This window comes from Serratia sp. KH_031 (assembly GCF_057839655.1).
The window spans coordinates 1765169-1790526 of the sequence record NZ_CM174496.1 but is presented as its reverse complement, the minus strand read 5'-3'; the positions used below and the strand labels follow the sequence as shown (position 1 = coordinate 1790526).

Sequence of the window (25358 nt, the reverse complement as noted above, 5' to 3'; positions counted from 1 at the left end):
GGATTTTTAACTTTTGCACCATGGAAATGTTCACATGACTAAGATGAGTCCAAAACCTGTCGGTGAAGAACCGATTAGGCTGAATGCCCCCGTATTTTTTAGCTCGTCTGCTGTAATTCTGCTGTTGGGGATGCTGGTTGTGCTGTTCCCCACAGGGAGCCAGCAATGGTTGAGCCACGCTCAAACCTGGATGGCGGATATGTTTGGTTGGTACTACATGCTGCTGATGGTGGTGTGTATGGTCTTTGTGTTCTGGCTGGCGCTGTCACGCTTTGGGCACATCCGTTTAGGCCAAGATGGAGAGGCGCCTCAATTCAGCTATCCCTCTTGGATTGCTATGCTGTTTTCCGCAGGGATCGGCATCGCGCTGGTTTACTACGGGGCTTATGAACCGCTGGATCACTTCCTTTCACCTCCAGAAGGTCAAGGTGGTACGCCACAAGCGGCACGCGATGCGATGGCGATCACCTTCTTGCATTGGGGATTACATGGTTGGGCACTCTATGCCTTGATTGCGACGGCACTGGCTTATTTTGCCTACTGCCGTGGTCTGCCGCTTGCGCTCCGCTCTGCTTTACATCCCATTTTTGGTGAGCGCATTCACGGCTGGACAGGTCATCTGGTTGATAGTTTTGGGATTCTTGTCACGGTCGTGTCCATGGTCACTAATCTGGGCATCGGTGCCTTGTTGGTGAACTCAGGATTGCACTACCTGTTTGACATTCCTCAAACTCCCCATGTACTGATGGTGCTTATTGTGGTGATGATGATTGTCGCTACGCTGGCCGCAGTGACGGGCGTTGAGAAAGGTATCGCGCTGCTTTCAAACATCAACGTGGGTTTCCTGTGCTTATTGCTGCTGTTTGTGTTCGTGACCGGGCCGACACTTAATCTTATCAACGGTATGTTGCAGAACACCGGAGATTATTTAACCTCGATTGTCGACAGAAGTTTCGACATGTACCTGTACGGAAAAGCAAAACAGTGGCAAGGAGCTTGGACCATTTTTTACTGGGCTTGGTGGGTGGCTTGGGCGCCGTTTGTTGGACTGTTTATCGCCCGTATTTCTAAAGGCCGCACCATTCGCGAACTGATCTTTGGCGTGATGTTGATTCCGTTGGGCTTCACCCTCGCGTGGCTGTCGATTTTTGGTAACACAGCGATCAGCTTGGTACTTGAGCATTCAGATACCCTGTTAGGGAAAGTCGCGCTTAGCGATCCACCGATGGCCATATTCAAGCTGTTTGAGTATTTACCATTCACTAAAATCGTCGCGGGCTTCACCATTCTTATCAGCTTTGTCTTGTTTATGACGCCGGTAGATTCGGGAACCTTAATGGTGGCTAATCTATCCAGTAAAGGGGGAAACAGCACTGATGACGCTCCGGTCTGGTTACGCATTTTTTGGGCATTCGTGACTACGCTGGTGTGCGCTGGGTTGCTGTATGCGGGTAGTTTCAGTGCCATGCAAACTGCGGTTGTTCTGTGCGGTTTACCCTTCTCAGTGGTCATCATGCTGTACATGGCGAATCTGTATCGTGATTTGCAGCGCCACAGTGCTTTACCTGAAGCGGTAATCACTCAAGGTAAAGAACGTCTCGAGAAGGAATAAGAGATTGTTTTGAGATGCCAAAGCGGCGTCAGAATGATTATCCAGAGCAGTAAAAAAAGAAGCCGCAACGTTATCCGTCGCGGCTTCTTCTATTTTATGACTCACCAGATTACCGGTTACATCATTGGCTGTGCCATCTGCACCAACGAGATCAGCGGTTGTGGATAAACACCCAGCAACAGCACCAAGGCCGCAGAAATCAGTACGACCACACCACCCGCAGTCAACGCCCAGTTGTTTGGCGTATCACGAGTCAGAGTTTCTGGCGCGCTGAGATACAGGCTGACGGTCATACGCAGGTAGTAGTACAAACCAATCGCACTACCCAGCACCACAGCACCGGTCAACCACCACAGGTGCGCATTCACACCCATCGCAATCACGTAGAACTTACCGATAAAGCCCAAGGTCATTGGGATACCAGCCAGTGACAGCATCATCACCGTCATGACCGCCGACAGAATGGGCTTGTGCCAGAACAGACCACGGTAAGAGAACAGTGAATCTGCATCCGGGCCACGGTACGGGCTAGACATCAGGCTAACCACACCAAATGCACCCAAGCTGCTAAACAGATAACCGGCCAGATAAATGGCAGCGGTTTCCAGCGGCAGTTCATGAGATTGCACGGCAATCAGCGCTACCAGCAGATAACCCAAGTGCGCGATGGAGGAATAACCCAACAGACGCTTGATGTTAGTCTGGCTGATCGCCATCAAGTTACCGAACAGAATCGAGCAGACTGCGATGATCGACAGCACCATGCGGATCGCTTCGCTGTTGGCCGCCGGAGCGTACAGGAACAGACGCATCACTACCGCGAAAATGGCAATTTTGCTCGCGGTTGCCAAGAAAGTGGAAACCGGCGCAGGCGCACCTTGGTAAACGTCTGGCGTCCACAGTTGGAACGGCACCAACGACAGTTTGAAGCCCAGACCCACAATCATCATGCCCATACCCGCTAGAACCAGCGGCTCGTGCATCATGTTGTCACCCAAACTCTTGCCGAGATCGGCCAGCGACAGGGAGCCAGACTCCGCATACAACAGCGCCATACCAAACAGCAGGAATGACGAGGCCGCCGCAGACAGCAGCATGTATTTGATAGCCGCTTCCAGCGGACGCTTCTGGCGATAGGCGTAGCCCACCAGACCAAACAGTGGCAGCGAGATCAATTCAATACCGAGGAACAGCGCCGCCAAATGGTTAGCGCTCGCCAGCAGAATGCCACCCATTGCAGCAATCAGCACCAGCAGGTAGAACTCTTCGCGGTTGTCTGGGTAACCGACCAGCCAAGGATAAGCAAAGGTACAGGTTGCCAGACTCGCTAACAGCACCAGCCCGGTATAGAACATCGAGTAACCGTCAACCCGCAGCAGCGGAGTGACATCCATCGGCCCTACTTGGCCAACAAAATACAGCGAAAGCAAAGCAACGTTCAGACCGACCACTGTCAATGTGGCGTTGATAAAGTGGTCGCGTCGCCACGCAATGCCTAGCATCACAACCACCACCGTCAATCCGACGATCAACAGCGGTAACAGTGCGATCAGTTGTTGAGGAGTTATTGTCATGGCGAATTACGGCCTTGTTGTTGAAATATCAGATGTTGAAATTGCTGAAACAGACGAACTAAACCAGTGCTGCACGTTGCCCATCGCTGCGCTTGAGGTATCCAGAATCGGCTGAGGGAAGAACCCAAGCAGCACCAACAGAACCACCAACAGCAGAATGATGAACAATTCACGCAGGCTCATGCCCGGCAACGGAGTCTCTGATTTTGCCTTACCGTAGTAAGCGCGTTGTACCATCACCAGTGAGTAAACCGAAGCAAACACCAGACCGAAGGTCGAGATCACGGTGATCGTCGGTGCTACCTGGAAGCTGCCGAACAGGATCATGAATTCACCCACGAAGTTACCGGTACCCGGCATCCCCAAGGTTGCTACCGCGAAGAACAGCGACAACGCTGGAATGAACTTGATACGCCCCCACAGGCCGCCCATCTCACGCAGATCGCGTGTATGCAGACGCTCGTAAACCTGACCACAGATAATGAACAGACCTGCCGCTGACAGACCGTGAGCAATCATCTGGATCACCGCACCTTGGTAAGCCAACTGGCTACCGGTGTAGATGGCAATCAGCACGAAGCCCATGTGTGACACTGAGGTATAGGCGATCAAACGTTTGATGTCTGTCTGGGCAAAAGCCATCCAAGCACCGTAGAAGATACCAATCACACCCAGCCACATAGCAATAGGTGCGAACTCAGCAGACGCGTTCGGGAACAGTGGCAAGCTGAAGCGCAACAGACCGTAGGCGGCGGTTTTCAGCAAGATGCCTGCTAAGTCAACAGAACCCGCGGTTGGCGCTTGGCTGTGTGCATCTGGCAACCAGCCGTGCAATGGCACCACTGGCATTTTCACCGCGAAGGCGATGAAGAAGCCGAGCATCAACAGGTATTCTACGTTGTGCGACATTGGTGTTTTCAGCAGATCTTCGTAATTGAAGGTCCACACACCAGTGGCGTTGAAGTGCACGAACACCAGCCCCAAAATCGCAATCAACATCACCAAGCCGCTGGCCTGGGTATAGATGAAGAATTTGGTTGCTGCAGAGATACGGGTTTTACCATCCGACGCTTTGTGACCCCACAGAGCGATCAGGAAGTACATCGGCACCAACATCATTTCCCAGAAGAAGAAGAACAGGAACATGTCGATGGCGAGGAACACGCCGATAACGCCGCCCAAGATCCACAGCAGGTTCAGGTGGAAGAATCCTTGATACTTCTGGATTTCACGCCATGAACAGAGGATCGCCAGCACGCCCAGCAGACCGGTCAACACCACCATCAGCAGTGACAAACCGTCCAGCGCCAAGTGAATGCTGATACCAAAACGTGGTATCCACGGCAGAATGAACTCTTCTTGCCATTGTGGAATGCCCTGAGGTGTTAATAACGAATAGCCACCCTGCATCCACAGTTGCAGAGAAAGTGCCAACGTCAGCCCCATCGCGATTAACGCGATCCAGCGCGGTGCCTTGGTACCAAAGCGCTCGCACTGCCAGCTCAGCAGACCGCCGATGAAGGGGATAAGAATTAGCCAAGGTAATAGCATGGCGTTTTGTGTCCCTATACGAATAATTTCAAACGTTGTACGTAGCGCCTCATATGTGGGCGCTACGCCCGATAATTGCGTCTAAACTATTCTGTTAAACCAAAATCAACAGAGCCAGTACGACCACTGCACCAATACCCATAGACGCGACATACCAACGCACCTGACCGTTCTCACTCAGTGTCAGACCACGATTCCCGAAGCGGGAGAGGATGGCAGGCAGAGTCATCAGACGATCCATCGGATCGCGTTGCAGCAACTTCGCAACGCCCAGGTATGGCTTGACGAACACTTTGTCATACAGCCAATCGAAGCCCCAGGCATGGAACCACCAAGTCGAGAAGAAACGCCCCGGTGCGCTGTTAGCGATACTGGTCACTAGGCTACGTTTGCCCAGCCACAGTGCGGCGGCCAGCAAGATACCAACCATCGCAACCACCCCAGAGGTGATTTCCAATGTCAGCACGCTGCCGTGCGCCAGTTCAGTCGTTGCAGGCAATACGCCTTGCAGTGGTGGCACGATCATCGCGCCCACAGCGGTAGACAGTACCAACAGCACCAGCAATGGCAGGTGGTGAGTGATGCCTTTACCCGCATGCGCTTTGATTTTCTCTTCGCCATGGAACACGATGAAAATCATACGGAAGGTGTACATCGAGGTCATGAACGCACCGACCAGACCGGCAATCATCAGGTTCATGTGGCCATTCGCCATCGCCCCAGCCAGGATTTCGTCCTTACTGAAGAAGCCAGCGGTGATTAGCGGCAGAGCTGACAGCGCCGCGCCACCGACCAAGAAGCAAACGTACACCAGTGGAATGCTCTTACGCAGGCCACCCATTTTGAAGATGTTTTGTTCGTGGTGGCAGGCCAGAATCACCGAACCGGATGACAGGAACAGCAACGCCTTGAAGAACGCGTGCGTCATTAGGTGGAAGATCGCCGCGTCCCACGCTTGCACGCCCAGCGCCAAGAACATGTAACCAATCTGGCTCATGGTGGAGTAAGCGAGTACGCGTTTGATGTCAGTCTGAACCAGTGCAGCAAAGCCCGCTAACAGCAACGTCACAGCACCGACAACGCCGACCAGATGCAGCACTTCCGGTGCCATCAGGAACAGGCCGTGAGTACGAGCGATCAAGTAAACACCTGCGGTTACCATGGTTGCGGCGTGGATCAATGCAGAAACCGGCGTTGGACCGGCCATCGCATCGGCCAACCAAGTTTGCAACGGCAACTGAGCGGATTTACCCACTGCGCCACCCAGCAACATCAGCGTTGCCCAAGTGATCGCGGTATCACCAATCGCCAGTTTTTGCGGTGCCAGCACCATCAGTTCACGGATGTTCAGCGTGCCCAACTCGTGGTACAGGATGAACAACGCGAAGGCCAGGAGCACATCACCCACGCGGGTGACGATAAAGGCTTTCATCGCCGCTGCGCCGTTGGCCGGATCTTTATAGTAGAAACCGATCAACAGGTAGCTGCACAGCCCTACCCCTTCCCAACCCAAGTACATCAGCAGTAAGTTGTCTGCCAGTACCAGAACCACCATGCTGGCGATAAACAGGTTGGTGTAAGCGAAGAAGCGAGAGTAGCCTTCTTCACCGCGCATGTACCAAGAAGCGAACATGTGGATGAAGAAACCCACGCCGGTCACTACAGACAGCATGGTCAGCGACAGGCCGTCCAGCGTCAGAGTGACAGGAATGCTGAAATCGCCGACGCTCATCCAGTTCCACAGGTTTTGATCAAACACTTGAACACCTGTGGCTTTCTGGCTGAGGAAATCCATCGCCACATAAAGGGTGACGACCGCAGCCAAGCCGATAGAACCGACGCCGACGGTGGCTGAAAGGTTCTCAGACCAACGACCACGGGAAAATGCCAACAGCAGGAACCCGATCAGCGGTAGCAGAATTGTTAAATATAATAGGTTCATCCGCGCATCTCACTGACAGTATCAATATTCAGGGTATGACGACGACGGTAGAGCTGGAGCAACAGCGCCAAGCCAATACTGGCTTCGGCAGCCGCCAGACTGATCGCCAAGATGTACATCACTTGGCCGTCGGGTTGTTGCCAATAGCTTCCCGCCACGATAAACGCCAACGCCGCAGCGTTGATCATCACTTCCAGGCTGATCAGCATAAACAGCAGGTTACGACGGATCAGCAATCCGGTCAGGCCAAGTACAAACAGCACAGCTGCCAGAATCAGACCATGTTGGAGAGGGATCATGCTTGCTCCTCCGATTTTCTTTTCGCCATATCGCTACCCGTCGCGGCGTTGCTCAACACTTCGCCCGGCTTGTGCTCACGGCCAATGTGGAAGGCAACAACCAGACCTGCCAACAGCAGCATTGAAGCCAGTTCAACCGCCAATACGTAAGGGCCAAACAGGCTGATCCCTACCGCTTTAGCGTCCACCATTTCACCGCTGATACCTTGATCGGACACGCTGCGAATGGCGATAACCAACACCACCAACAGCACCAGTGATAACAGGCCAGGGCCAATCCAAACGGAAGGCTTCAGCCAATCGCGTTCCTGTTGCTGCACCGCCGAACCCAGGTTCAGCATCATCACCACGAACACGAACAGCACCATGATGGCACCAGCGTAAACAATGATTTCCAACGCAGCCGCGAAGTAAGCGCCCAGTGAGAAAAAGACTGCCGAGATCGCCAATAAAGAGACGATCAGATACAGCAGCGCATGTACAGGGTTGGTGTGCGAGATCACGCGAATCGTCGCGATCACCGCAATCAAACCTGCTAAGTAAAAGGCAATTTCCATGCTTGCTGGCTCCTTAGGGCAACAGACCTTTGACGTCGATCGGTTTGGCTTCGTTTTCGGCTTCGCCTTTCGCTTTGCCGTCAATCGCCATACCGGCCATCCGGTAGAAGTTATATTCCGGATATTTACCCGGCCCCGAGATCAACAGATCTTCTTTTTCGTACACCAAATCTTGACGCTTGAACTCACCCATTTCGAAATCCGGCGTCAACTGGATAGCGGTGGTTGGGCAAGCTTCCTCGCACAGACCGCAGAAAATGCAGCGTGAGAAATTAATGCGGAAAAACTCTGGATACCAGCGACCGTCTTTCTGCTCTGCTTTTTGCAAAGAGATACAGCCGACTGGGCAAGCAACGGCGCACAGGTTACAGGCGACGCAACGCTCTTCACCGTCCGGATCGCGCGTTAGCACAATGCGACCACGGTAGCGCGGCGGCAAGTAAACCGGCTCTTCCGGATACATTTGGGTTTCGCGCTTGGCGAAGGCGTGTAAGCCTATCATCCAAATGCTGCGCACCTGGGTGCCGAAACCAACCAATAACTCTTTCAATGTCATGGTTCATTCACCCCTTATTGAGCGTTGTACAAAATGACCGCGGCGGTTGCCAGCAGGTTCAGCAGCGTCAACGGCAGGCAAATTTTCCAACCGAAGGACATCACCTGGTCATAACGTGGACGCGGCAGCGAAGCACGGATCAGGATGAACATCATCATGAAGAACGCGGTTTTCAGCGCGAACCAGATGAAAGGTGGCAAGAATGGACCCTGCCAGCCGCCGAAGAACAACGTCACAATCAGAGCAGAAACGGTGACGATACCGATATATTCACCGACGAAGAACAGACCGAATTTCATACCGGAATATTCAATGTGGTAACCATCGGCCAGTTCCTGTTCCGCTTCCGGTTGGTCAAACGGGTGACGGTGACACACCGCTACGCCCGCAATCGCAAAGGTCACGAAGCCAAAGAACTGCGGGATCACGTTCCAGACATGAGCCTGTGATTCAACGATCGCCTGCATGTTGAAGGAACCCGCCTGCGCCACCACGCCCATCAGCGACAAGCCGATGAACACTTCGTAGCTCAGGGTTTGTGCCGAAGCACGCATGGCCCCCAACAGCGAGTATTTGTTGTTGCTCGACCAACCGGCGAACAGCACGGCGTATACCGCCAGCCCCGCCATCATCAGGAAGAACAGAATACCGATATTGAGATCAGCGACCGACCAGGTCGGACTGACCGGGACGATGGCGAAAGCCAGCAACAGAGAAGTAAAGGCGATGATCGGAGCCAAAGTGAAGATGATCCGGTCAGAGAACTTAGGAACCCAGTCCTCTTTGAAGAACATCTTGATCATATCGGCGACCAGCTGCAATGAGCCGCCCCAGCCGACACGGTTTGGCCCGTAGCGGTTCTGGAACAGACCCAGCAGGCGACGTTCGCCGAAGCTCATGAAAGCCCCGCAGGTCACAACCACCAGCAGGATCACTACCGCTTTCAGAATGGCGATCAAGATGTCGATCACCTCAGGCGTAAACCAGCTCATAGTGCTGCCTCCCGCAGATTTTCAACCGTCGCACCCACCAATACCGGCGGAATACCCGGCAAGCCGAGTGGTAAACCGACCTGACCTTGCGCCAAGGTTTCGCTCAAGCGCACTGGCAGACGCAGCGTCTGACCGGCACAGTTGAACTCAACCAAGCTACCTGCGTTAACGCCCAGTTGCGCGGCATCGCCCGGGTTCACCATCACATAGGCCTGTGGCATACGCTGTTGGATAACCGAAGAACGTTGTGACATCTCGTCACTGCCGAACAAGTGGTAATACGGCGCGACACGCCAGCCATCGGCTTTGAACGCGGTCGGAATGGTTGAGAAGTAATCGAGATTCCCCTCCCCCGCTTCGATCAGGCGCACACCTGGATCGCCGTGGCGTAATTTGCCACCCACTTCAGCTTGGAACTTGTTCCATGCTTGCGGCGAGTTCCAGCCCGGAGCCCAAGCAAATGGGATCTGTTGACGATCGGCCAGCGGACTGTTGTTCCCTTCCATTGAGAAGGCGAACATGGTGTCTTTATCCTGCGGCTGACGCGGTTCGTGCACGCTAATGTCGGCACGCATCGCGGTACGGCCACTGTAGCGATGCGGTGAACGCGCCAGTTTTTGACCACGAATGCGGAAGCTAGCATCTGGAGCGGCTTCGACAATGCCTTTCAACTGCGGCAAGTCGTTCACACAAGCGGCGATCACATCATCCAGTTGCGTCCAATCGACGTGACGACTGGTGAAGGTGGAGTGCAGCGAGTGCATCCAACGCCAGCTTTCCAACATCACGCTATGAATGTTTTTCGCTGCGTCATCGTAGTAAGCCGGATCGTAAACCTGGAAGAAGCGCTGTGCGCGGCCTTCTTGGCTCACCAGCGTACCGTCGCTCTCTGCGAAGCTCGCCGCAGACAGGATCAGGTCAGCTTTATCCATGATGGCGGTGCGTTGATGGTCGGCAACAATCAGATGGCTGGCCTTGTTCAACGCGGCATCGACCACCGCAGCCGAAGCGTGACGGTAGAGATCGTTTTCCATCACGATGGCAGTATCGGCTTCACCGCTGGTCAACTGCGCCAGCGCTTGATCCAATGAACCACCACCGATCATCGCCAAGCCTATGCTGTTGGCGGCTCCTGCAACAAAGGTAATGCCGACGTTGGCACCGCGGCCTTTCAGCGCTTTAGCGATGTTGGCGGCGGCTTCGATGATTGCTTCGCTACCCGCGTTGCTACCAGTGACAATCAACGGCTTTTGCGCACCGGCCAAAGCCTGTACGATCACGTCAATCTTCTTATTCAAACCTTCAGCCAAGTCGTTCACTGCTGGCGCGGTATTATCCAACGCGTGAGCAATGGCAAAGCCAAGGCGAGCCTGTTCATCTACCGGGGCGCGATAGTTCCAAGCGGCGATATCGTCCAGCTTGGTGTTATCAACGTTGGTAATGAATAGTGGGTGTTTGGCGTGCTGACCAATGTTCTGCACCGCTGCGATCTGCCAATCGGCAACACGCTGTGCTGCAGCCATTGCGCGAGCTTTACCCTTCACCGCCTGACGTACTGACAGAGCAATACGCGCGCCGGTTTGAGTCAAATCTTCGCCCAATACCAGAACTGCATCGTAATCTTCGATCTCACGCAGCGCTGGAGTGTAAACGCCGCTGTTTTTCAGCACGTTCAACATCAGTTGCAGACGATTTTGCTCCGCCTGAGCGATACCGGTGTAGAAGTTCTCAGCACCGACCAACTCACGCAATGCGAAGTTGCTTTCCAAGCTAGCGCGTGGAGAACCGATACCGATGGTTTTCTTCGCCTGACGCAGAATATCTGCAGCGCCTTGCATCGCCTGATCGGCGTTCAAGGTGATCCAATCGTCACCACGGCGTTGCTGTGGCTGACGTGGCCTGTCTTTCAGGTTGACGTAGCCATAACCGAAACGACCACGGTCACACAGGAAGTAATGGTTCACGCTGCCGTTGTAACGGTTTTCGATACGACGCAGTTCACCATAGCGCTCGCCCGGGCTGGTGTTACAGCCGATGCTGCACTGTTGGCAGATGCTTGGCGCAAATTGCATGTCCCACTTACGGTTATAACGCTCGGAGTGGGTTTTATCGGTGAACACACCAGTCGGGCACACTTCTACCAGGTTACCGGAGAACTCGCTTTCCAGCGTGCCACTTTCCGGACGACCGAAGTAAACGTTGTCGTGTGCACCGTAAACACCGAAGTCGGTGCCGTCGGCGTAGTCTTTGTAGTAACGCACACAGCGATAACAGGCGATGCAGCGGTTCATCTCATGAGAAATGAATGGCCCCAGCTCCTGATTCTGGTGAGTACGCTTAGTGAAACGGTAACGACGGAAGCTGTGGCCGGTCATGACTGTCATATCTTGCAAGTGACAGTTGCCGCCCTCCTCACATACCGGACAGTCGTGTGGGTGGTTAGTCATCAACCATTCCACCACGCTCTCACGGAACTGTTTGGCTTCTTCGTCATCGATGGAAATGAAAGTGCCATCGGATGCCGGGGTCATACATGACATCACCAAACGACCGCGGGTATCTTCCGCGTTTTGGTATTGCTTTACCGCACATTGGCGGCAAGCGCCGACGCTGCCCAGCGCCGGGTGCCAGCAAAAGTAAGGAATATCGAGGCCGAGAGAGAGACAAGCCTGCAACAGGTTGTCAGCTCCATCTACGTCGTATTCTTTGCCGTCTACATGAATCGTAGCCATAGTCAGCATGCTTCCAAGTGGCTTGTCTTACGACAAGCTGTTAATCAAAAATTCTGGCCGTGTCGCGGGACGTTGCTCAATGCCCCGCCGCGTGCTGGCTTACCAGCGCTGCTTCAACAAGTTATTCGGCTGGATGCCGCCAACAGCATGAACATTGCTAAACTGCTGGACTTTGATCCCGGCTTCGAACTCGTCACGGAAATATTTAATTGCGCTTTGCAGTGGCTCTACGGCACCTGGCGCGTGGGCGCAGAAGGTTTTGCCCGGGCCAAGGAAACGGCATAGCTGCTCGAGGGTTTCGATATCCCCAGGCTGGCCTTCGCCATTTTCCAGTGCACGCAGGATCTTCACGCTCCACGGCAAGCCGTCACGGCACGGTGTACACCAGCCACAAGACTCACGGGAGAAGAACTCTTCCAAGTTACGCACCAGAGAAACCATGCCGATTTCGTGGTCGACAGCCATCGCCAGCGCGGTGCCCAAACGGCTACCGGCTTTACCGATGCTTTCGAAATCCATTGGCAGATCGAGATGATCAGCGGTGAGGAAGTCAGTCCCTGCGCCGCCCGGCTGCCAAGCTTTGAATTTCAAGCCATCGCGCATGCCACCTGCGTAGTCTTCAAGGATCTCACGTGCGGTAGTCCCGAACGGCAACTCCCACAGACCTGGGTTTTTCACCCGGCCAGAGAAGCCCATCAGTTTGGTACCGGCGTCTTTGCTCTTACCGGCAGAGATGCCCTGATACCAATCCACACCGTGTTCCAGAATCGCAGGCACGTTGCACAGAGTTTCTACGTTGTTCACGCAAGTCGGTTTGCCCCATACGCCAGAAGAGGCAGGGAATGGCGGCTTGGAGCGCGGGTTGGCGCGGCGGCCTTCCAGCGAGTTGATAAGCGCCGTTTCTTCACCACAGATGTAGCGACCCGCGCCAGTGTGAACAATCAGCTCGAAATCGAAACCGCTACCGAGGATATTTTTACCCAGTAGACCCGCAGCCTTGGCTTCTTCAATCGCTTTACGCAAATGAACCGCTGCTTCGATGTACTCACCGCGCAGGAAGATGTAGCCACGGTAGGCTTTCAGTGCGAAAGCGGAGATCAACATGCCTTCCACCAACAGGTGTGGCAGTTGCTCCATCAGCAAACGGTCTTTGTAGGTGCCAGGCTCCATTTCATCGGCGTTACACAGCAGGTAACGGATGTTCATGGATTCGTCTTTCGGCATCAAGCTCCACTTCAAACCGGTGGAGAAACCTGCACCGCCACGGCCTTTCAGACCGGCGTCTTTAACCAGGTTTACGATGTCGTCCGGCGCCATGCCTTTCAGCGCTTTTTCAGCACCGGCGTAACCGTTTTTGCTGCGATATTCATCCAACCAGACGGGCTGTTTGTCATCGCGCAGCCGCCATGTCAGCGGGTGCATTTCGGCAGTACGTTTGATATCAATCATTTATACCGCTCCAACAGTTCGACCACCTTTTCAGGTGTCAGATGAGAATGGGTGTCCTCATCGATCATCATGTTAGGACCCTTGTCACAGTTACCCAGACAGCAGGTTGGCAACAGAGTGAAACGGCCATCAAAGGTGGTTTGACCCGGTTTGATGTCCAGTTTCTTCTCAAGAGCAGCCTGAATGCCTTGATAACCGGTGATGTGACAAACCACGCTGTCACAATAACGGATCACGTGGCGGCCAACAGGTTGACGGAAAATCTGGCTGTAGAATGTGGCCACGCCTTCTACATCGCTGGCTGGGATGCCCAGCACTTCTGCGATGGCATAAATCGCCCCATCCGGTACCCAACCACGCTGTTTCTGCACGATCTTCAGTGCTTCGATAGACGCTGCGCGCGGGTCTTCGTAATGGTGCTTTTCGTGCTCGATCGCATCACGTTCTTCTGCGCTCAACTCAAATGCATCAACGCCGCCCTGTGGGGCGGCTGCATTGATCGGCTCAAGCGCTTCGGTATTCCCGTGAGTGTCTTTTTGAGAATGCATAATTAGCGGTCCACATCTGACATAACAAAATCGATACTACCCAGATAGACGATCAGGTCAGAGACCAAGCTGCCACGGATTACCGCAGGGATCTGCTGCAAGTGGGCATAACTCGGCGTACGAATCCTGGTGCGATAGCTCATGGTGCTGCCGTCGCTGGTCAGGTAGTAGCTGTTGATCCCTTTGGTTGCTTCAACCATCTGGAATGATTCATTGGCTGGCATCACCGGCCCCCAGGAAACCTGCAGGAAGTGGGTAATCAGCGTTTCAATATGCTGCAACGTGCGCTCTTTCGGTGGCGGAGTAGTCAGCGGGTGATCGGCCTTGAACGGACCTTCTGGCATGTGGTTCAAGCACTGTTCGAGGATGCGCAGGCTTTGGCGCAACTCTTCCACTTTCAGCATCACACGCGTATAGCAATCGCTGTTACCGTCGCCGACAGGCACTTCAAAGTCGAAGTTTTCGTAGCCGGAGTACGGACGCCATTTACGCACGTCGAACTCAACACCCGTCGCACGCAAGCCAGCGCCCGTCACGCCCCACTCCAACGCTTCTTTCGCGTTGTAGGAAGCCACACCGACAGAACGGCCTTTTAGCACGCTGTTTTGCAGCGCTGCTTTCACGTAGGAGTCCAGACGCTTCGGCATCCAATCCAGGAAGTCACGCAACAGACGATCCCAGCCTTTCGGCAGGTCGTGCGCCACACCGCCGATGCGGAACCAAGCCGGGTGCATACGGAAACCGGTAATCGCTTCCACCAGATCGTAAACTTTTTGACGATCGGTAAAGGCAAAGAACACCGGGGTCATCGCGCCCACGTCCTGAATGAAGGTACTGATGTACAGCAGGTGGCTGTTAATACGGAACAGTTCGGACAGCATCACACGGATGGTATCGACGCGTGCTGGCACCTTGATGCCGGCCAGTTTTTCCACCGCCAATACGTAGGGCATTTCGTTAACGCAACCGCCGAGGTATTCGATACGGTCAGTGTACGGGATGTAGCTGTGCCAAGACTGACGCTCGCCCATCTTCTCTGCGCCACGGTGGTGATAGCCCACGTCTGGCACACAGTCGACGATCTCTTCGCCGTCCAATTGCAGAATAATACGGAACGCGCCGTGCGAAGATGGGTGGTTCGGGCCGAGGTTCAAGAACATGAAGTCCTCGTTCTCGGTACCGCGCTTCATGCCCCAGTCTTCTGGTTTGAAGGTTAACGCCTCCATTTCCAGGTCTTCTTTCTGTTTGGTCAATACAAACGGATCGAATTCGGTGGCACGCGCCGGGTAGTCTTTACGCAGTGGATGGCCTTCCCAAGTCTGCGGCATCATGATGCGCGTCAGGTTCGGGTGGCCGTCGAAGGTAATACCGAACATTTCCCAAGTTTCACGCTCATACCAGTTGGCATTCGGGAATACTTTGGTCGCTGTGGGCACGTGCAAGTCTTTTTCAGACAGCGCCACTTTCAGCATGATGTCGCGGTTACGCTCGATGGAAATCAGATGGTAGAACACCGAGAAATCCGCCGCTGGTAAGCCGTCGCGATGGGTACGCAGACGCTCATCCACACCATGCAAATCAAACAGCATGACGTATGGCTTCGGTTGTTTTCTCAGGAAGGTCATTACTTCCAGCAGCTGTTCAGCTTTCACCCATACCACGGGCATTCCGGTACGAGTGGCCTGAACAGTAAAGGCTTCCGGCCCAAAACGGTTACGCAGTTCGCCGATCACTGGGTCATCTAGGTGATCTCGGGTGTGCCAAACAGGCAAAGCGTCGTGCGTCGTTGAATCTGTCATAATTTTTTTCACCACACTAAAGGGTCAAATCGCCGCAATTTTGAATTTCGCTGTGCTAACCAATAGCGCAAAAATGAACGTCTTAAATCTCGTCTGGCGTGCGCAAGTTAGTCACTGCAATACGCTCAGCATGCTTACGTTCTCTTTCCGATTGCATGTTGGCGCGATAAACGCCTTGGTCACCAACGACCCATGACAACGGACGACGTTCTTTACCAATGGATTCTTGCAACAGCATCAGCGCTTGCATGTAAGCTTCCGGGCGCGGTGGGCAACCAGGAATATACACGTCGACCGGCAGGAACTTGTCCACGCCTTGCACGACGGAATAAATATCGTACATGCCGCCGGAGTTAGCACAGGAACCCATAGAAATAACCCATTTAGGTTCCAACATTTGTTCGTACAGACGTTGGATAACTGGCGCCATCTTGGTAAAGCAAGTGCCCGCCACCACCATCAGATCGGCCTGACGCGGAGAAGCACGCAGTACTTCCGCACCAAAACGCGCGACGTCATGCACGGCGGTAAACGAGGTCACCATCTCTACATAACAGCACGAAAGGCCGAAGTTATACGGCCATATAGAGTTTTTGCGCCCCCAGTTCACCATGTCATGCAACGCATGCTCGAGTTTACCCATGTAAACCGTGCGGTGAACCTGTTGCTCTAAAGGATCGGCAACAGTTTCCTGTTTTTGCAGGGGGTAACGGTCATTCTCACCGTTGGGGTCTATGCGGGTGAGCGTATAGTCCATCTTAATGCCTCGTTTTTAACCACAAGTGACTTACTGCGGTGGTTGACAGTTGCTGTTGGTAATTGTGCTTGGTTTGCTCAAACGCTTAGAACGCGTAGGTGTCCAATCCAACGCGCCAACGCGCACCAGATAGACCAGACCGGCCAATAAAACCAAAATGAAAATGGCAGCTTCGATAAAGCCTACCCAACCGCTCTCACGAATCGAGACCGACCAGGCATACAGATACAAGGCTTCAACGTCGAAAATAACGAAGAACATGGCGACCAGATAAAACTTGGCAGACAGACGCATCCGCGCCGAACCGACCGAGTCGATACCTGATTCATAAGGGGTGTTTTTGGCGCGTGCTCGGGCTCTCCCGCCCAAGAAAAACGCGCCCAGCAGCATAAAACCGCAAAGCCCGATTGCCATGACAAGAAATACGGCGAACGCCCAGTGATGAGCGATAACTTCAGTGGTTGTTGACATACTCTATGCTTACTCATCAAAAGTGGTGTCGAACGTACTGCTCTTGTGACTGGCAGTTAGCGCACCACATCGATTTAAGGGAAGGATAAATAACCACATAAAAAAGACGGCAATTACAGCAGGTTAGCCAGCGTTTTTACTGTGGGCTTTTTACTCCTTTCTATAACCTTTTGTCAACTTTGACAAAAGTATCTACACGTTAGTTTACACAATCATCATTTTATTAACATTTGATGCGACTGACGAAAGGCTAAATCGAGTCAGTCATTTGCTGTGTAGAAACAGGCAGATATAAACCAACGTGCACATTTCAGTTTTACTATACCATTTTCGCAGGAATTACCTGTTCTTCCACTCACTAGCTAGGGGTATTTTTTTGATCCAGGACACGTTTCCAGCATTAATCCTCAACAAAAGTGTGGTGCTTTAACCAATTTTGTCAATTCTCAGCCCAAAAAATAAACCGCACTAAAATAACAAAATAACCTTTGTAACTCCAGGCCTTTACTGCAAGACAAGTCTGGATAAAAAAACGCCAAAAACAGTTTTCCCCCTGCTATTCTTGCTTATAGCATTGGTAAAAACGAAATAAATGGGAATTCCGTAATAAATTCCCTTCGAAAACCCTATAACTATTGTATTTCTATATCAGACAGCCCAAAAAAAACCCTGCCGAAGCAGGGTTTTGACTGATGTATTACCGGGGAAGATTACTCGTCTTCGTCGCTGTGGAAATTATGGTTCTGCAGAGCAGAAACTGGCCCACTAAAGCTGTAGGTCTCGTTACCGCTCTGAACGGCGTTGAAAATTGCCATCGCCAGTTCGTTTTCACACCGAGTATCTTTGCAGAGTGCATATTGGGTCTCTGGCAACTTAGGTAAACCTTCAGCCGCCCCCAATACACGCAGTTCTGGGCTCATCATTTCGATTGGCCGCACGGTAACCCCCAAGCCCGCTTTACAAGCTGCACGTACCGCAGAAAGCGTCGATGCCACATAAGCGATACGCCAAGGGATGCCAGCATCGTCCAAATGTTTAATCGCCATTGCGCGGAATGGGCTAGGTTCGTCCATCACCACTAAGGGGATCGGCTCACCGACTTGATAACGATAATCCGCTGCGCAGTACCACAGTGTAGGAGAAGTACGCAGCACAATATGTGGATGCCCTTCCGTTTCTACGGTGGTAATCGCCAGATCAACTTCGCCACTTTCCAGCATGTCAGTCATGAACGGACTACGTTTTACCCGCACATCAATCGCTAATTTTGGATAAACGGTGGTCACTCGGTTAAGTAGGAAAGGCAAGATGGTATCGGCAGTATCATCAGAAGCGCCGATAGTCAGTACACCTTGAATATTGTTGTACATCAGAGAGGTACAGGCTTCATCGTTAAAGCGCAGGATTTTCCTGGCATAACCGAGAAGCTGAATACCGTGTTCGGTTAACAATTTATTGCGCCCATGGCGAGCAAACAACTCCTTGCCCACCAATTGCTCTAACCGCTGCATTTGTTGGCTAACTGCAGATTGAGTACGGCACACAGCGACAGCAGCCGCCGCAAACGTATTCAAATCAGCAACAGCAACAAAAGTTCGTAGCAGATCGAGGTCGAGATTAAGTATCGGACGATTTGCGTTGGTCATAGTGTTTTTCTTCACTTTTATGATTTCTAATTTACAAACTACCCTGGTGTATTTCTGAGGCATCGTCTAAAGGGACGCTACCTGGACATGACAGTACCCCACTCATTGGTGGAGGGCAAAAAAATTACTTATATTTCGTTACCTCTATCGCTTTTTAAAATGAAACCTATCGCCGAAGCTAATAGAACCTAGTTAAGTATTATTAGTACAAAGTGTTAACTTTAGATAAGTCAGTAATTTTACTCCCCCCTGCAGTCACTTTTCCACTGCAATCATACCGCATTGGTCCCCCGCACAGCACAGCTGCCAGCATCACTTAATACCACAAAATAGGTAGGAGCTTACCGATGTCATGTGGTGTAACATTTATCAACTCTAATAAATTCAACTAGTAAGTTCTTATTCTAACCTGTCCTATAAACTATTAACCAACGATAATGTCAGCAAACTCTAAAATATTGCTAATGTAATTATAATCCGAATTTTTTCAAAAACCTGACATCAGATAACTCTGGCATTACCAGGACTTTATCGTCACCTTGGTTTAATGCTACGTCCTTCCTTATCAATCATTTCCCCACTCTGGTCATATATGACTTCACAATGACCGATATGCCAATTCCCGCCAAGCATAAAAAACCAAAAAATAAAACAAAATAAGATTTTATAGCTAACAAATAAGAAACAGAAGACTTTTCATCGTCGAAATCGCACTTCTGACCGATCATTTTCACCAAAGGTGGGTAAAACCCTTCAAAAGCACCAGCACCAGGAGTACATTGGACGGGTTGCGGTGCGCCATGGTAGGAGCACCCCCCTCCCAGCAGAAGGCTCAACTTTTTATGTCTCTCATTGAGAAATCCAACAAACTGGACAACGTTTGCTATGACATTCGTGGCCCGGTGCTCAAAGAAGCAAAACGTCTAGAAGAAGAAGGCAATAAGGTTCTCAAACTGAACATCGGCAACCCCGCACCGTTCGGTTTTGATGCCCCCGATGAAATCCTTGTCGACGTGATCCGCAATTTGCCCACAGCACAAGGCTATTGTGATTCGAAAGGCCTCTATTCAGCACGTAAAGCGATCATGCAGCACTATCAGGCGCGCAATATGCGTGACATGACGGTTGAGGATATCTACATCGGCAATGGGGTTTCCGAGCTGATAGTGCAATCTATGCAAGCGTTGTTGAACATCGGTGATGAAATGCTGGTTCCTGCGCCGGATTATCCGTTGTGGACAGCGGCGGTTTCCTTGTCCAGCGGCAAAGCGGTGCACTACATGTGCGATGAAGAGTCTGGTTGGTTCCCGGATCTAGACGACATCCGCAGTAAAATCACCCCCCGCACGCGCGGTATCGTGATCATCAACCCAAATAACCCAACCGGCGCGGTATACAGCAAAGAGTTGCTGGAGCAGATCGTTGAGATCGCCCGTCAACATGACCTGATCATCTTCGCCGATGAAATCTACGACAAGGTTCTGTACGACGAAGCAGAACACCACTCTATTGCGGCACTGGCCCCGGATCTGTTGACGGTGACGTTTAACGGTCTGTCTAAAACCTACCGCGTAGCCGGTTTCCGCCAAGGCTGGATGGTACTCAACGGGCCGAAGAAGCACGCCAAAGGCTATATTGAAGGTTTGGAAATGCTGGCTTCGATGCGCCTGTGTGCTAACGTGCCGATGCAACACGCCATCCAGACCGCTCTGGGCGGTTATCAAAGCATCAGTGAATTTATCCAACCCGGTGGTCGCTTGTACGAGCAGCGCAACCGGACTTGGGAACTGCTGAACGATATTCCTGGTGTTTCCTGCGTGAAACCGCAAGGTGCGCTGTATATGTTCCCGCGTATTGATGCCAAACGTTTCAATATTCGCGATGACCAGAAACTGGTGCTGGACTTACTGCTGCAAGAAAAAGTCTTGCTAGTACAAGGTACCGCGTTTAACTGGCCTTATCCGGATCACGTACGCATCGTTACCTTGCCACGTGTTGATGAGCTAGAGATGGCAGTCGGTAAGCTAGGCCGCTTCTTGGAAACTTATCACCAGTAAATCTCTCTGGGCATCACCATCAGTGGTGCCCTTTTCATCTCACCGCACGGCTAGATTTGCATAACCCGTTCACACTCCCCACAATATCCCTCTTCTTGCCGCTGTAGAGAGAACACCATGAGCCAGAGCCATTTCTTTGCCCATCTATCCCGCTTAAAACTGATTAACCGTTGGCCGCTGATGCGGAATGTACGCACTGAAAACGTTTCTGAGCACAGCCTGCAAGTCGCCTTTGTCGCCCATGCTTTAGCGGTCATTAAAAACCGCAAATTCAACGGTAACCTGAATACCGAACGTGTTGCATTGCTGGCGATGTACCATGATGTCAGTGAAGTGATCACCGGCGATATGCCGACGCCCATCAAGTACTACAATCCACAAATTGCCCACGAATATAAAAAGATAGAGAAAATCGCCCAGCAAAAATTGTTGGAAATGATCCCGGCAGAATTACGTAATGACTTCCGCACGATTTTAGATGAAAGTTGTTACAGCGAAGATGAAAAACTGATTGTAAAACAGGCCGATGCCCTGTGCGCCTATTTGAAATGTTTGGAAGAGCTTTCCGCTGGGAACAATGAATTCCAACTGGCAAAAGCGCGCTTGGATAAAACGCTGCAATTACGTCATAGCCCTGAGATGGACTATTTCATGGAGGTGTTCGTCCCCAGCTTTAATCTGTCGCTAGATGAAATCAGCCAATACGATCTGCCTTAATACCAAACCAGGCTCGGGTAACCGAGCCCGTTTAGAATCCATACATCCACGGAATGACAACCACGCTAACAGCCATCACCAACAGAGTGAACGGTACACCTATACGCACAAAATCGCCGAATTTGTAATTGCCCGGCCCTAACACCAAGGTATTAACCGGTGAAGAAACCGGCGTCATGAAAGCAGCCGAAGCGGCAATCGAGATAATCATGGCAAACGGGTACGGCGAAACGCCCATCTCACGAGCGGCGGCGATGGCAATCGGTGCCATCAACACCGCCGTTGCAGTATTGGAAATAAACAGCCCGATAGTGGCACACAAAACAAACAGACAAATCAGCATCACACGCGGCCCCGCGTCACCCGCCACATCCATCAGGCCGCGAACGATCAAATCGACCCCGCCGGTTTTTTGCAGCGCTTGAGCAAACGGCATCATACCGACAATCAAAATGATACTTGGCCAATGAATCGAACGATATGCGCTCGCCATATCGATGCAGCGGAATTTCCCCATCAGCAAGCAAGCGATCAACGCAGCGATCGGGTTAGGTACTTCATCGGTCAGCATCATCGCCACCATCAGCACCAAACAAAACAGTGCGTGCGGTGCTTGAGCCAATGCGGGAGCAACTTCGTCCACTTCCGCAGGGAGATTGAGCACAATGAAATTCTGCGTTTGCGATTGCAACTGGCGGATCGCTTTCCAGTCGCCAATCACCAGCAAAATATCACCTAACATCAAGGGTTCTTCCGCCAGTTTACCCGGTAAAACCTCACCGTTACGGCGAATACCCACCACGTTCAGATCGTAAAGAGTACGAAAAGCAGTTTCACGCACGTTCTTACCTAACAAGACCGAATCAGGAATTAACGAAACTTCCGCCATTCCGACGTTACGTGATTGCTCGGAGAAGTATTCACCGCGTAACACCATCGGTTCCAAGCGCTGCTCATTGATAAACTCCCGCAAATCAACTTCGCTGTCAGTCATATCAATCAGCAATACATCACGCTCGCGTAGCTCGGTGCTACCTGTTGCGCTGATCATCAGGCGTCGAAAACGCTTCCAACGTTCAATCCCCACCACGTTGGCACTGTAACGGGAACGTAAATGCAATTCATCTAGTGAGCGTCCGATCAGCGGTGAATCACTGCGGATCGCCAAACGCCGAGCACGACCGGTCAGCTTATAATCACGGATCAGATCGCGGAAAGTACGACGCTTCCAACTCTCTTTATGGGCCGAACTGTCGTTATCCCCCAGCCAATGGCGGGCAAATAACATATAGCCAACGCCTAAAACCAACACAATGACGCCAATCGGTGTCACCGCAAAGAAGCCAAAACCACGAATGCCTTCACGCACCAGTTCGCTGTTCACCACCATATTAGGTGGCGTGGCAACCAGCGTCATCATGCCGCTGATTAGGCCAGCGAAACTCAACGGCATCATCAACCTACCGGGCGAGGTTTTCATCCGCGCCGCCACGCTCAATACCACCGGGATGAAGATCGCCACCACACCGGTCGAGCTCATGAACGCGCCCAGTCCGGCAACGGTAAACATCAGCAATACCAACATTTTGGTTTCGCTACTGCCTGCCACTTTCACTAACCAATCACCGACCTGATAAGCCACGCCGGTACGCACTAAACCTTCGCCAATCACAAATAATGCGGCAATCAAGATAACGTTAGGATCGCTGAAACCGGTAGTTGCTTCCTGCAACGTTAAGGTGCCACTCAACACAAACGCGATAATCACCAATAGCGCCACGACGTCCATGCGCAGTTTATTGGTGGTAAACAGTACGATGGCTATCAGCAATAGCACCAATACCCACAGCAGTTCACTATTCAAGGCTCTCTCCCGTCCGTGTTCCAAGTGCTGAAAAAATAGCATAAAAAAACCCCGACGGTGCGGGGTCTAATCAATTTGAGTGAAGAAAGCGCAGATTAACTCAGCACTTTAATACTCGCACCTTGTGGTGATTTGCTGATAACGATCTGTTCCAGCGAGGTTAACACCAGATCAACCTGATCCAGTTTAGGTGCATCAGCCGGTGCATTGACCGCGATCACCTGACACTTCGCCGCCAAGCCAGACAAAATCCCTGCACCAGCATCTTCGACTACCACACAATCTTGTGGAGCGAGGCCGAGACGCTCTGCACCTAACAAGTAGGCATCGGGTTCCGGCTTACCGCGCTTAACCAATTCCGCAGTGACAAACACTTCAGGCTGCGGCAAACCACCGGCTTGGCGTCGTGCGCTGGCAACCGGGATCGAGCCAGAAGTGACGATCGCCCAAGGTATCTCAAGCTGATTCAATCGCTCTAGTAACGCTAAGGCTCCCGGTAACGCGGTCACGCCCTCGGTATCTTCCGCCTCGACCTGCTCCAACAGTGAGAATTCGTGCTGAATCGCCTCTTCACTTTCACCCGGCATAAAGTGGCGTAGTGAAGTAATAGCCTGTTTACCATGGATAAAATCCAACACGGCTTGCGGATCAACGCCACGACGTTTGGCCCAATTAATCCAAGAACGTTCTACTGCCGGCAGTGAATCTACCAAAGTGCCATCAAGATCGAACAGAAAACCTTTACACTCCACAACTAACCTCTTATCTGCATCAGGCATTAATGATTTGCGCAATTTCAACCGCGCTCAGATGGTATTGACGTGGGCAAGACAGCCAGATCGCCAGCATACGTTGATATTTTTCCCACATTTTGGTTTGGGCATTAAAGCCATGGCTGCCGGAATCAAAATGAGTATAGCGGCCTTCAGTGTTGACCATAAAGCGCACATAGCTTAGGTAACGCGCTTCGGTCGCGGCATCAAAACCGAGGAAGGCCAAACGACGCGGGTCTACACCTTGATTATCTTTCAATAAATCATACGACACCTGCAAGGCATGGTGCATTTCCATCACATTGATAATGGTGCGGCATACGTCTTCGCTCATCTCACCAAAATCCCGATCCAGTTCGCGCATTTGCAGGCCAAAACCGCGTTCGATAATGGTCTGTAAACGACGATAACGTTCGGCGTTGTCCGGATCGAGCATGGTCATCATCTTGTATTGATTCGACAAGATCAGGCGTTGGGCGTTGGTCATTTCCATTTTACTGTCCTCAGTTCTGCAAATTGACGTGAGCATCGCATACTGAATTATGGCGTGGAATCACAACTCGATCGTTTTTTGATTTGGACGGGGTTTATTGACCAAATCAATAATACGCCGCCAACCTAACGGCGCATTATTGATCTCAGAGATCATCTAAGAAGGTTTTATCCAACTGCTTGAACGCACGCTTTAACACGTCGGCCAATGACTGGTATGTCGGGGTACCCTCAACCGGCGCGACTACCTGACCGGCTTCGGCCAATTTATTGCGTACCTCGTGGAACCATTGCAGCAGCGTCGGCGGTAATGGTGTGACGGAGCGACGGCCTAACCACCACAACCCTTGCATCGGCATACTACAGGCAAATAGCGCCGTGGCGATTGCCGGGCCAAGCTGGCCACCCAACGCAATCTGCCAAGTCAGAGTAAACACCGCCAGTGGCGGCATAAAACGGACGGCAAAGCGGGTAGCACGCGCAACGCGATTCTCAGGAAACACCGGTGCCAACCGCTTATCGGCTGGCCAGGTTTTCATATAGTGTTGCCCGCGTTGGAATACCTGAAACCAACCTACGGAACCTGACGGTTTGTTTGTCATCGCGTACCTCAACCTCTATATACCCGTCATACTTCAAGCTGCCTCTTTGTTGGCTGCCCTCGCTCACCCGAATCACTTACTGGCGTAAGCTCATCGGGCCTCACTCAGTTGCCGCCTCGACGCAACTCGAATTATTTAGGGTATAAATAAAAAACATCGCTCTACAATGAGACTACTAAAAAATTTGAAGGTTTAAATTTATTTTGTGTTTGCCGTGGGCTCCCGGTATCCTAGGCCGGCCTTTATGGCCAGTAGAAGATGACATAAATTTTGTCAACTTTTAGCCCTATAAAAATCAAGATTCTTTAAATCGCCGATAATTCAGCGATTTTTTCACCATCATGTGATTTGTGCGACTCGCATGATGT

Annotated in this window: 21 protein-coding genes; 3 read left to right on the top strand and 18 right to left on the bottom strand. The window is 51.9% G+C overall.

What is annotated here, in order from left to right; translation table 11 throughout:
* The first annotated feature begins 34 nt into the window (after positions 1–34).
* On the top strand, positions 35–1612 hold the full coding sequence (locus AC3ISQ_RS07965) for a BCCT family transporter (RefSeq protein WP_489352111.1): 1578 nt from the start codon (positions 35–37) through the stop codon (positions 1610–1612).
* A 116-nt stretch (positions 1613–1728) separates the two neighbouring features.
* Here AC3ISQ_RS07965 and nuoN read toward each other — a convergent pair whose 3' ends face one another.
* The 14 genes from nuoN to lrhA form a co-directional block, all read right to left on the bottom strand.
* Positions 1729–3186, bottom strand: coding sequence for an NADH-quinone oxidoreductase subunit NuoN (gene nuoN, locus AC3ISQ_RS07960; RefSeq protein WP_489352110.1), 1458 nt, complete (start codon positions 3184–3186; stop codon positions 1729–1731).
* Positions 3187–3192: 6 nt separating this feature from the next.
* Positions 3193–4737, bottom strand: coding sequence for an NADH-quinone oxidoreductase subunit M (nuoM, locus tag AC3ISQ_RS07955; RefSeq protein WP_489352108.1), 1545 nt, complete (start codon positions 4735–4737; stop codon positions 3193–3195).
* 94 nt (positions 4738–4831) lie between these two features.
* Complete coding sequence (gene nuoL, locus AC3ISQ_RS07950) at positions 4832–6679, bottom strand: NADH-quinone oxidoreductase subunit L (protein WP_489352106.1); 1848 nt, start codon at positions 6677–6679, stop codon at positions 4832–4834.
* The gene (gene nuoK / locus AC3ISQ_RS07945) at positions 6676–6978 is read right to left on the bottom strand and encodes an NADH-quinone oxidoreductase subunit NuoK (RefSeq protein ID WP_489352105.1); all 303 of its coding nucleotides are present in this window, start codon (positions 6976–6978) and stop codon (positions 6676–6678) included. Before nuoK ends, nuoL begins: the two co-directional genes overlap by 4 nt.
* Positions 6975–7535, bottom strand: coding sequence for an NADH-quinone oxidoreductase subunit J (nuoJ, locus tag AC3ISQ_RS07940; protein ID WP_489352103.1), 561 nt, complete (start codon positions 7533–7535; stop codon positions 6975–6977). Before nuoJ ends, nuoK begins: the two co-directional genes overlap by 4 nt.
* 13 nt (positions 7536–7548) lie before the next feature.
* Positions 7549–8091 (bottom strand): NADH-quinone oxidoreductase subunit NuoI, encoded by a 543-nt coding sequence (nuoI, locus tag AC3ISQ_RS07935; protein ID WP_004947256.1) that lies wholly within the window; start codon positions 8089–8091, stop codon positions 7549–7551.
* A 14-nt stretch (positions 8092–8105) separates the two neighbouring features.
* Positions 8106–9083, bottom strand: a complete 978-nt coding sequence (nuoH, locus tag AC3ISQ_RS07930; RefSeq protein WP_489352101.1) for an NADH-quinone oxidoreductase subunit NuoH — start codon at positions 9081–9083, stop codon at positions 8106–8108.
* Positions 9080–11815 (bottom strand): NADH-quinone oxidoreductase subunit NuoG, encoded by a 2736-nt coding sequence (nuoG, locus tag AC3ISQ_RS07925; RefSeq protein WP_489352100.1) that lies wholly within the window; start codon positions 11813–11815, stop codon positions 9080–9082. Before nuoG ends, nuoH begins: the two co-directional genes overlap by 4 nt.
* A gap of 99 nt (positions 11816–11914) precedes the next feature.
* Complete coding sequence (gene nuoF, locus AC3ISQ_RS07920) at positions 11915–13264, bottom strand: NADH-quinone oxidoreductase subunit NuoF (RefSeq protein WP_489352098.1); 1350 nt, start codon at positions 13262–13264, stop codon at positions 11915–11917.
* Entirely contained in the window at positions 13261–13812 is a 552-nt protein-coding gene (nuoE, locus tag AC3ISQ_RS07915) for an NADH-quinone oxidoreductase subunit NuoE (protein ID WP_489352096.1), read from the bottom strand. The genes nuoF and nuoE overlap by 4 nt, the downstream gene beginning before the upstream one ends.
* A gap of 2 nt (positions 13813–13814) precedes the next feature.
* Positions 13815–15611, bottom strand: coding sequence for an NADH-quinone oxidoreductase subunit C/D (gene nuoC / locus AC3ISQ_RS07910; RefSeq protein WP_489352094.1), 1797 nt, complete (start codon positions 15609–15611; stop codon positions 13815–13817).
* A gap of 82 nt (positions 15612–15693) precedes the next feature.
* A complete protein-coding gene (locus AC3ISQ_RS07905; RefSeq protein ID WP_489352092.1) occupies positions 15694–16368 on the bottom strand; it encodes a NuoB/complex I 20 kDa subunit family protein in 675 nt (224 codons plus the stop codon).
* 30 nt (positions 16369–16398) lie between these two features.
* Positions 16399–16839: an NADH-quinone oxidoreductase subunit A gene (locus AC3ISQ_RS07900; protein ID WP_489352090.1), complete on the bottom strand. Its 441-nt coding sequence runs from the start codon at positions 16837–16839 to the stop codon at positions 16399–16401.
* Positions 16840–17549: 710 nt separating this feature from the next.
* Positions 17550–18485 (bottom strand): transcriptional regulator LrhA, encoded by a 936-nt coding sequence (gene lrhA, locus AC3ISQ_RS07895; RefSeq protein ID WP_489352088.1) that lies wholly within the window; start codon positions 18483–18485, stop codon positions 17550–17552.
* A gap of 842 nt (positions 18486–19327) precedes the next feature.
* On the opposite strand from lrhA, the gene AC3ISQ_RS07890 reads away from it, so the two are divergent.
* Positions 19328–20542 carry a pyridoxal phosphate-dependent aminotransferase gene (locus tag AC3ISQ_RS07890; protein WP_489352086.1) on the top strand — a complete coding sequence of 405 codons (1215 nt, stop codon included), beginning with the start codon at positions 19328–19330 and terminating at the stop codon, positions 20540–20542.
* A gap of 117 nt (positions 20543–20659) precedes the next feature.
* The gene (gene yfbR / locus AC3ISQ_RS07885; RefSeq protein ID WP_489352085.1) at positions 20660–21259 is read left to right on the top strand and encodes a 5'-deoxynucleotidase; all 600 of its coding nucleotides are present in this window, start codon (positions 20660–20662) and stop codon (positions 21257–21259) included.
* Positions 21260–21290: 31 nt separating this feature from the next.
* Here the strand turns inward: yfbR and AC3ISQ_RS07880 are convergent, their stop codons facing one another.
* The 4 genes from AC3ISQ_RS07880 to yfbV form a co-directional block, all read right to left on the bottom strand.
* Positions 21291–23123, bottom strand: coding sequence for an SLC13 family permease (locus tag AC3ISQ_RS07880; RefSeq protein WP_489352083.1), 1833 nt, complete (start codon positions 23121–23123; stop codon positions 21291–21293).
* A gap of 95 nt (positions 23124–23218) precedes the next feature.
* Positions 23219–23875, bottom strand: a complete 657-nt coding sequence (locus AC3ISQ_RS07875; RefSeq protein WP_489352081.1) for a sugar phosphatase — start codon at positions 23873–23875, stop codon at positions 23219–23221.
* Between the two features lie 19 nt (positions 23876–23894).
* The gene (locus AC3ISQ_RS07870) at positions 23895–24389 is read right to left on the bottom strand and encodes a YfbU family protein (RefSeq protein ID WP_489352079.1); all 495 of its coding nucleotides are present in this window, start codon (positions 24387–24389) and stop codon (positions 23895–23897) included.
* Positions 24390–24534: 145 nt separating this feature from the next.
* Positions 24535–24990, bottom strand: a complete 456-nt coding sequence (gene yfbV / locus AC3ISQ_RS07865) for a terminus macrodomain insulation protein YfbV (protein ID WP_489352077.1) — start codon at positions 24988–24990, stop codon at positions 24535–24537.
* Positions 24991–25358: the final 368 nt, after the last annotated feature.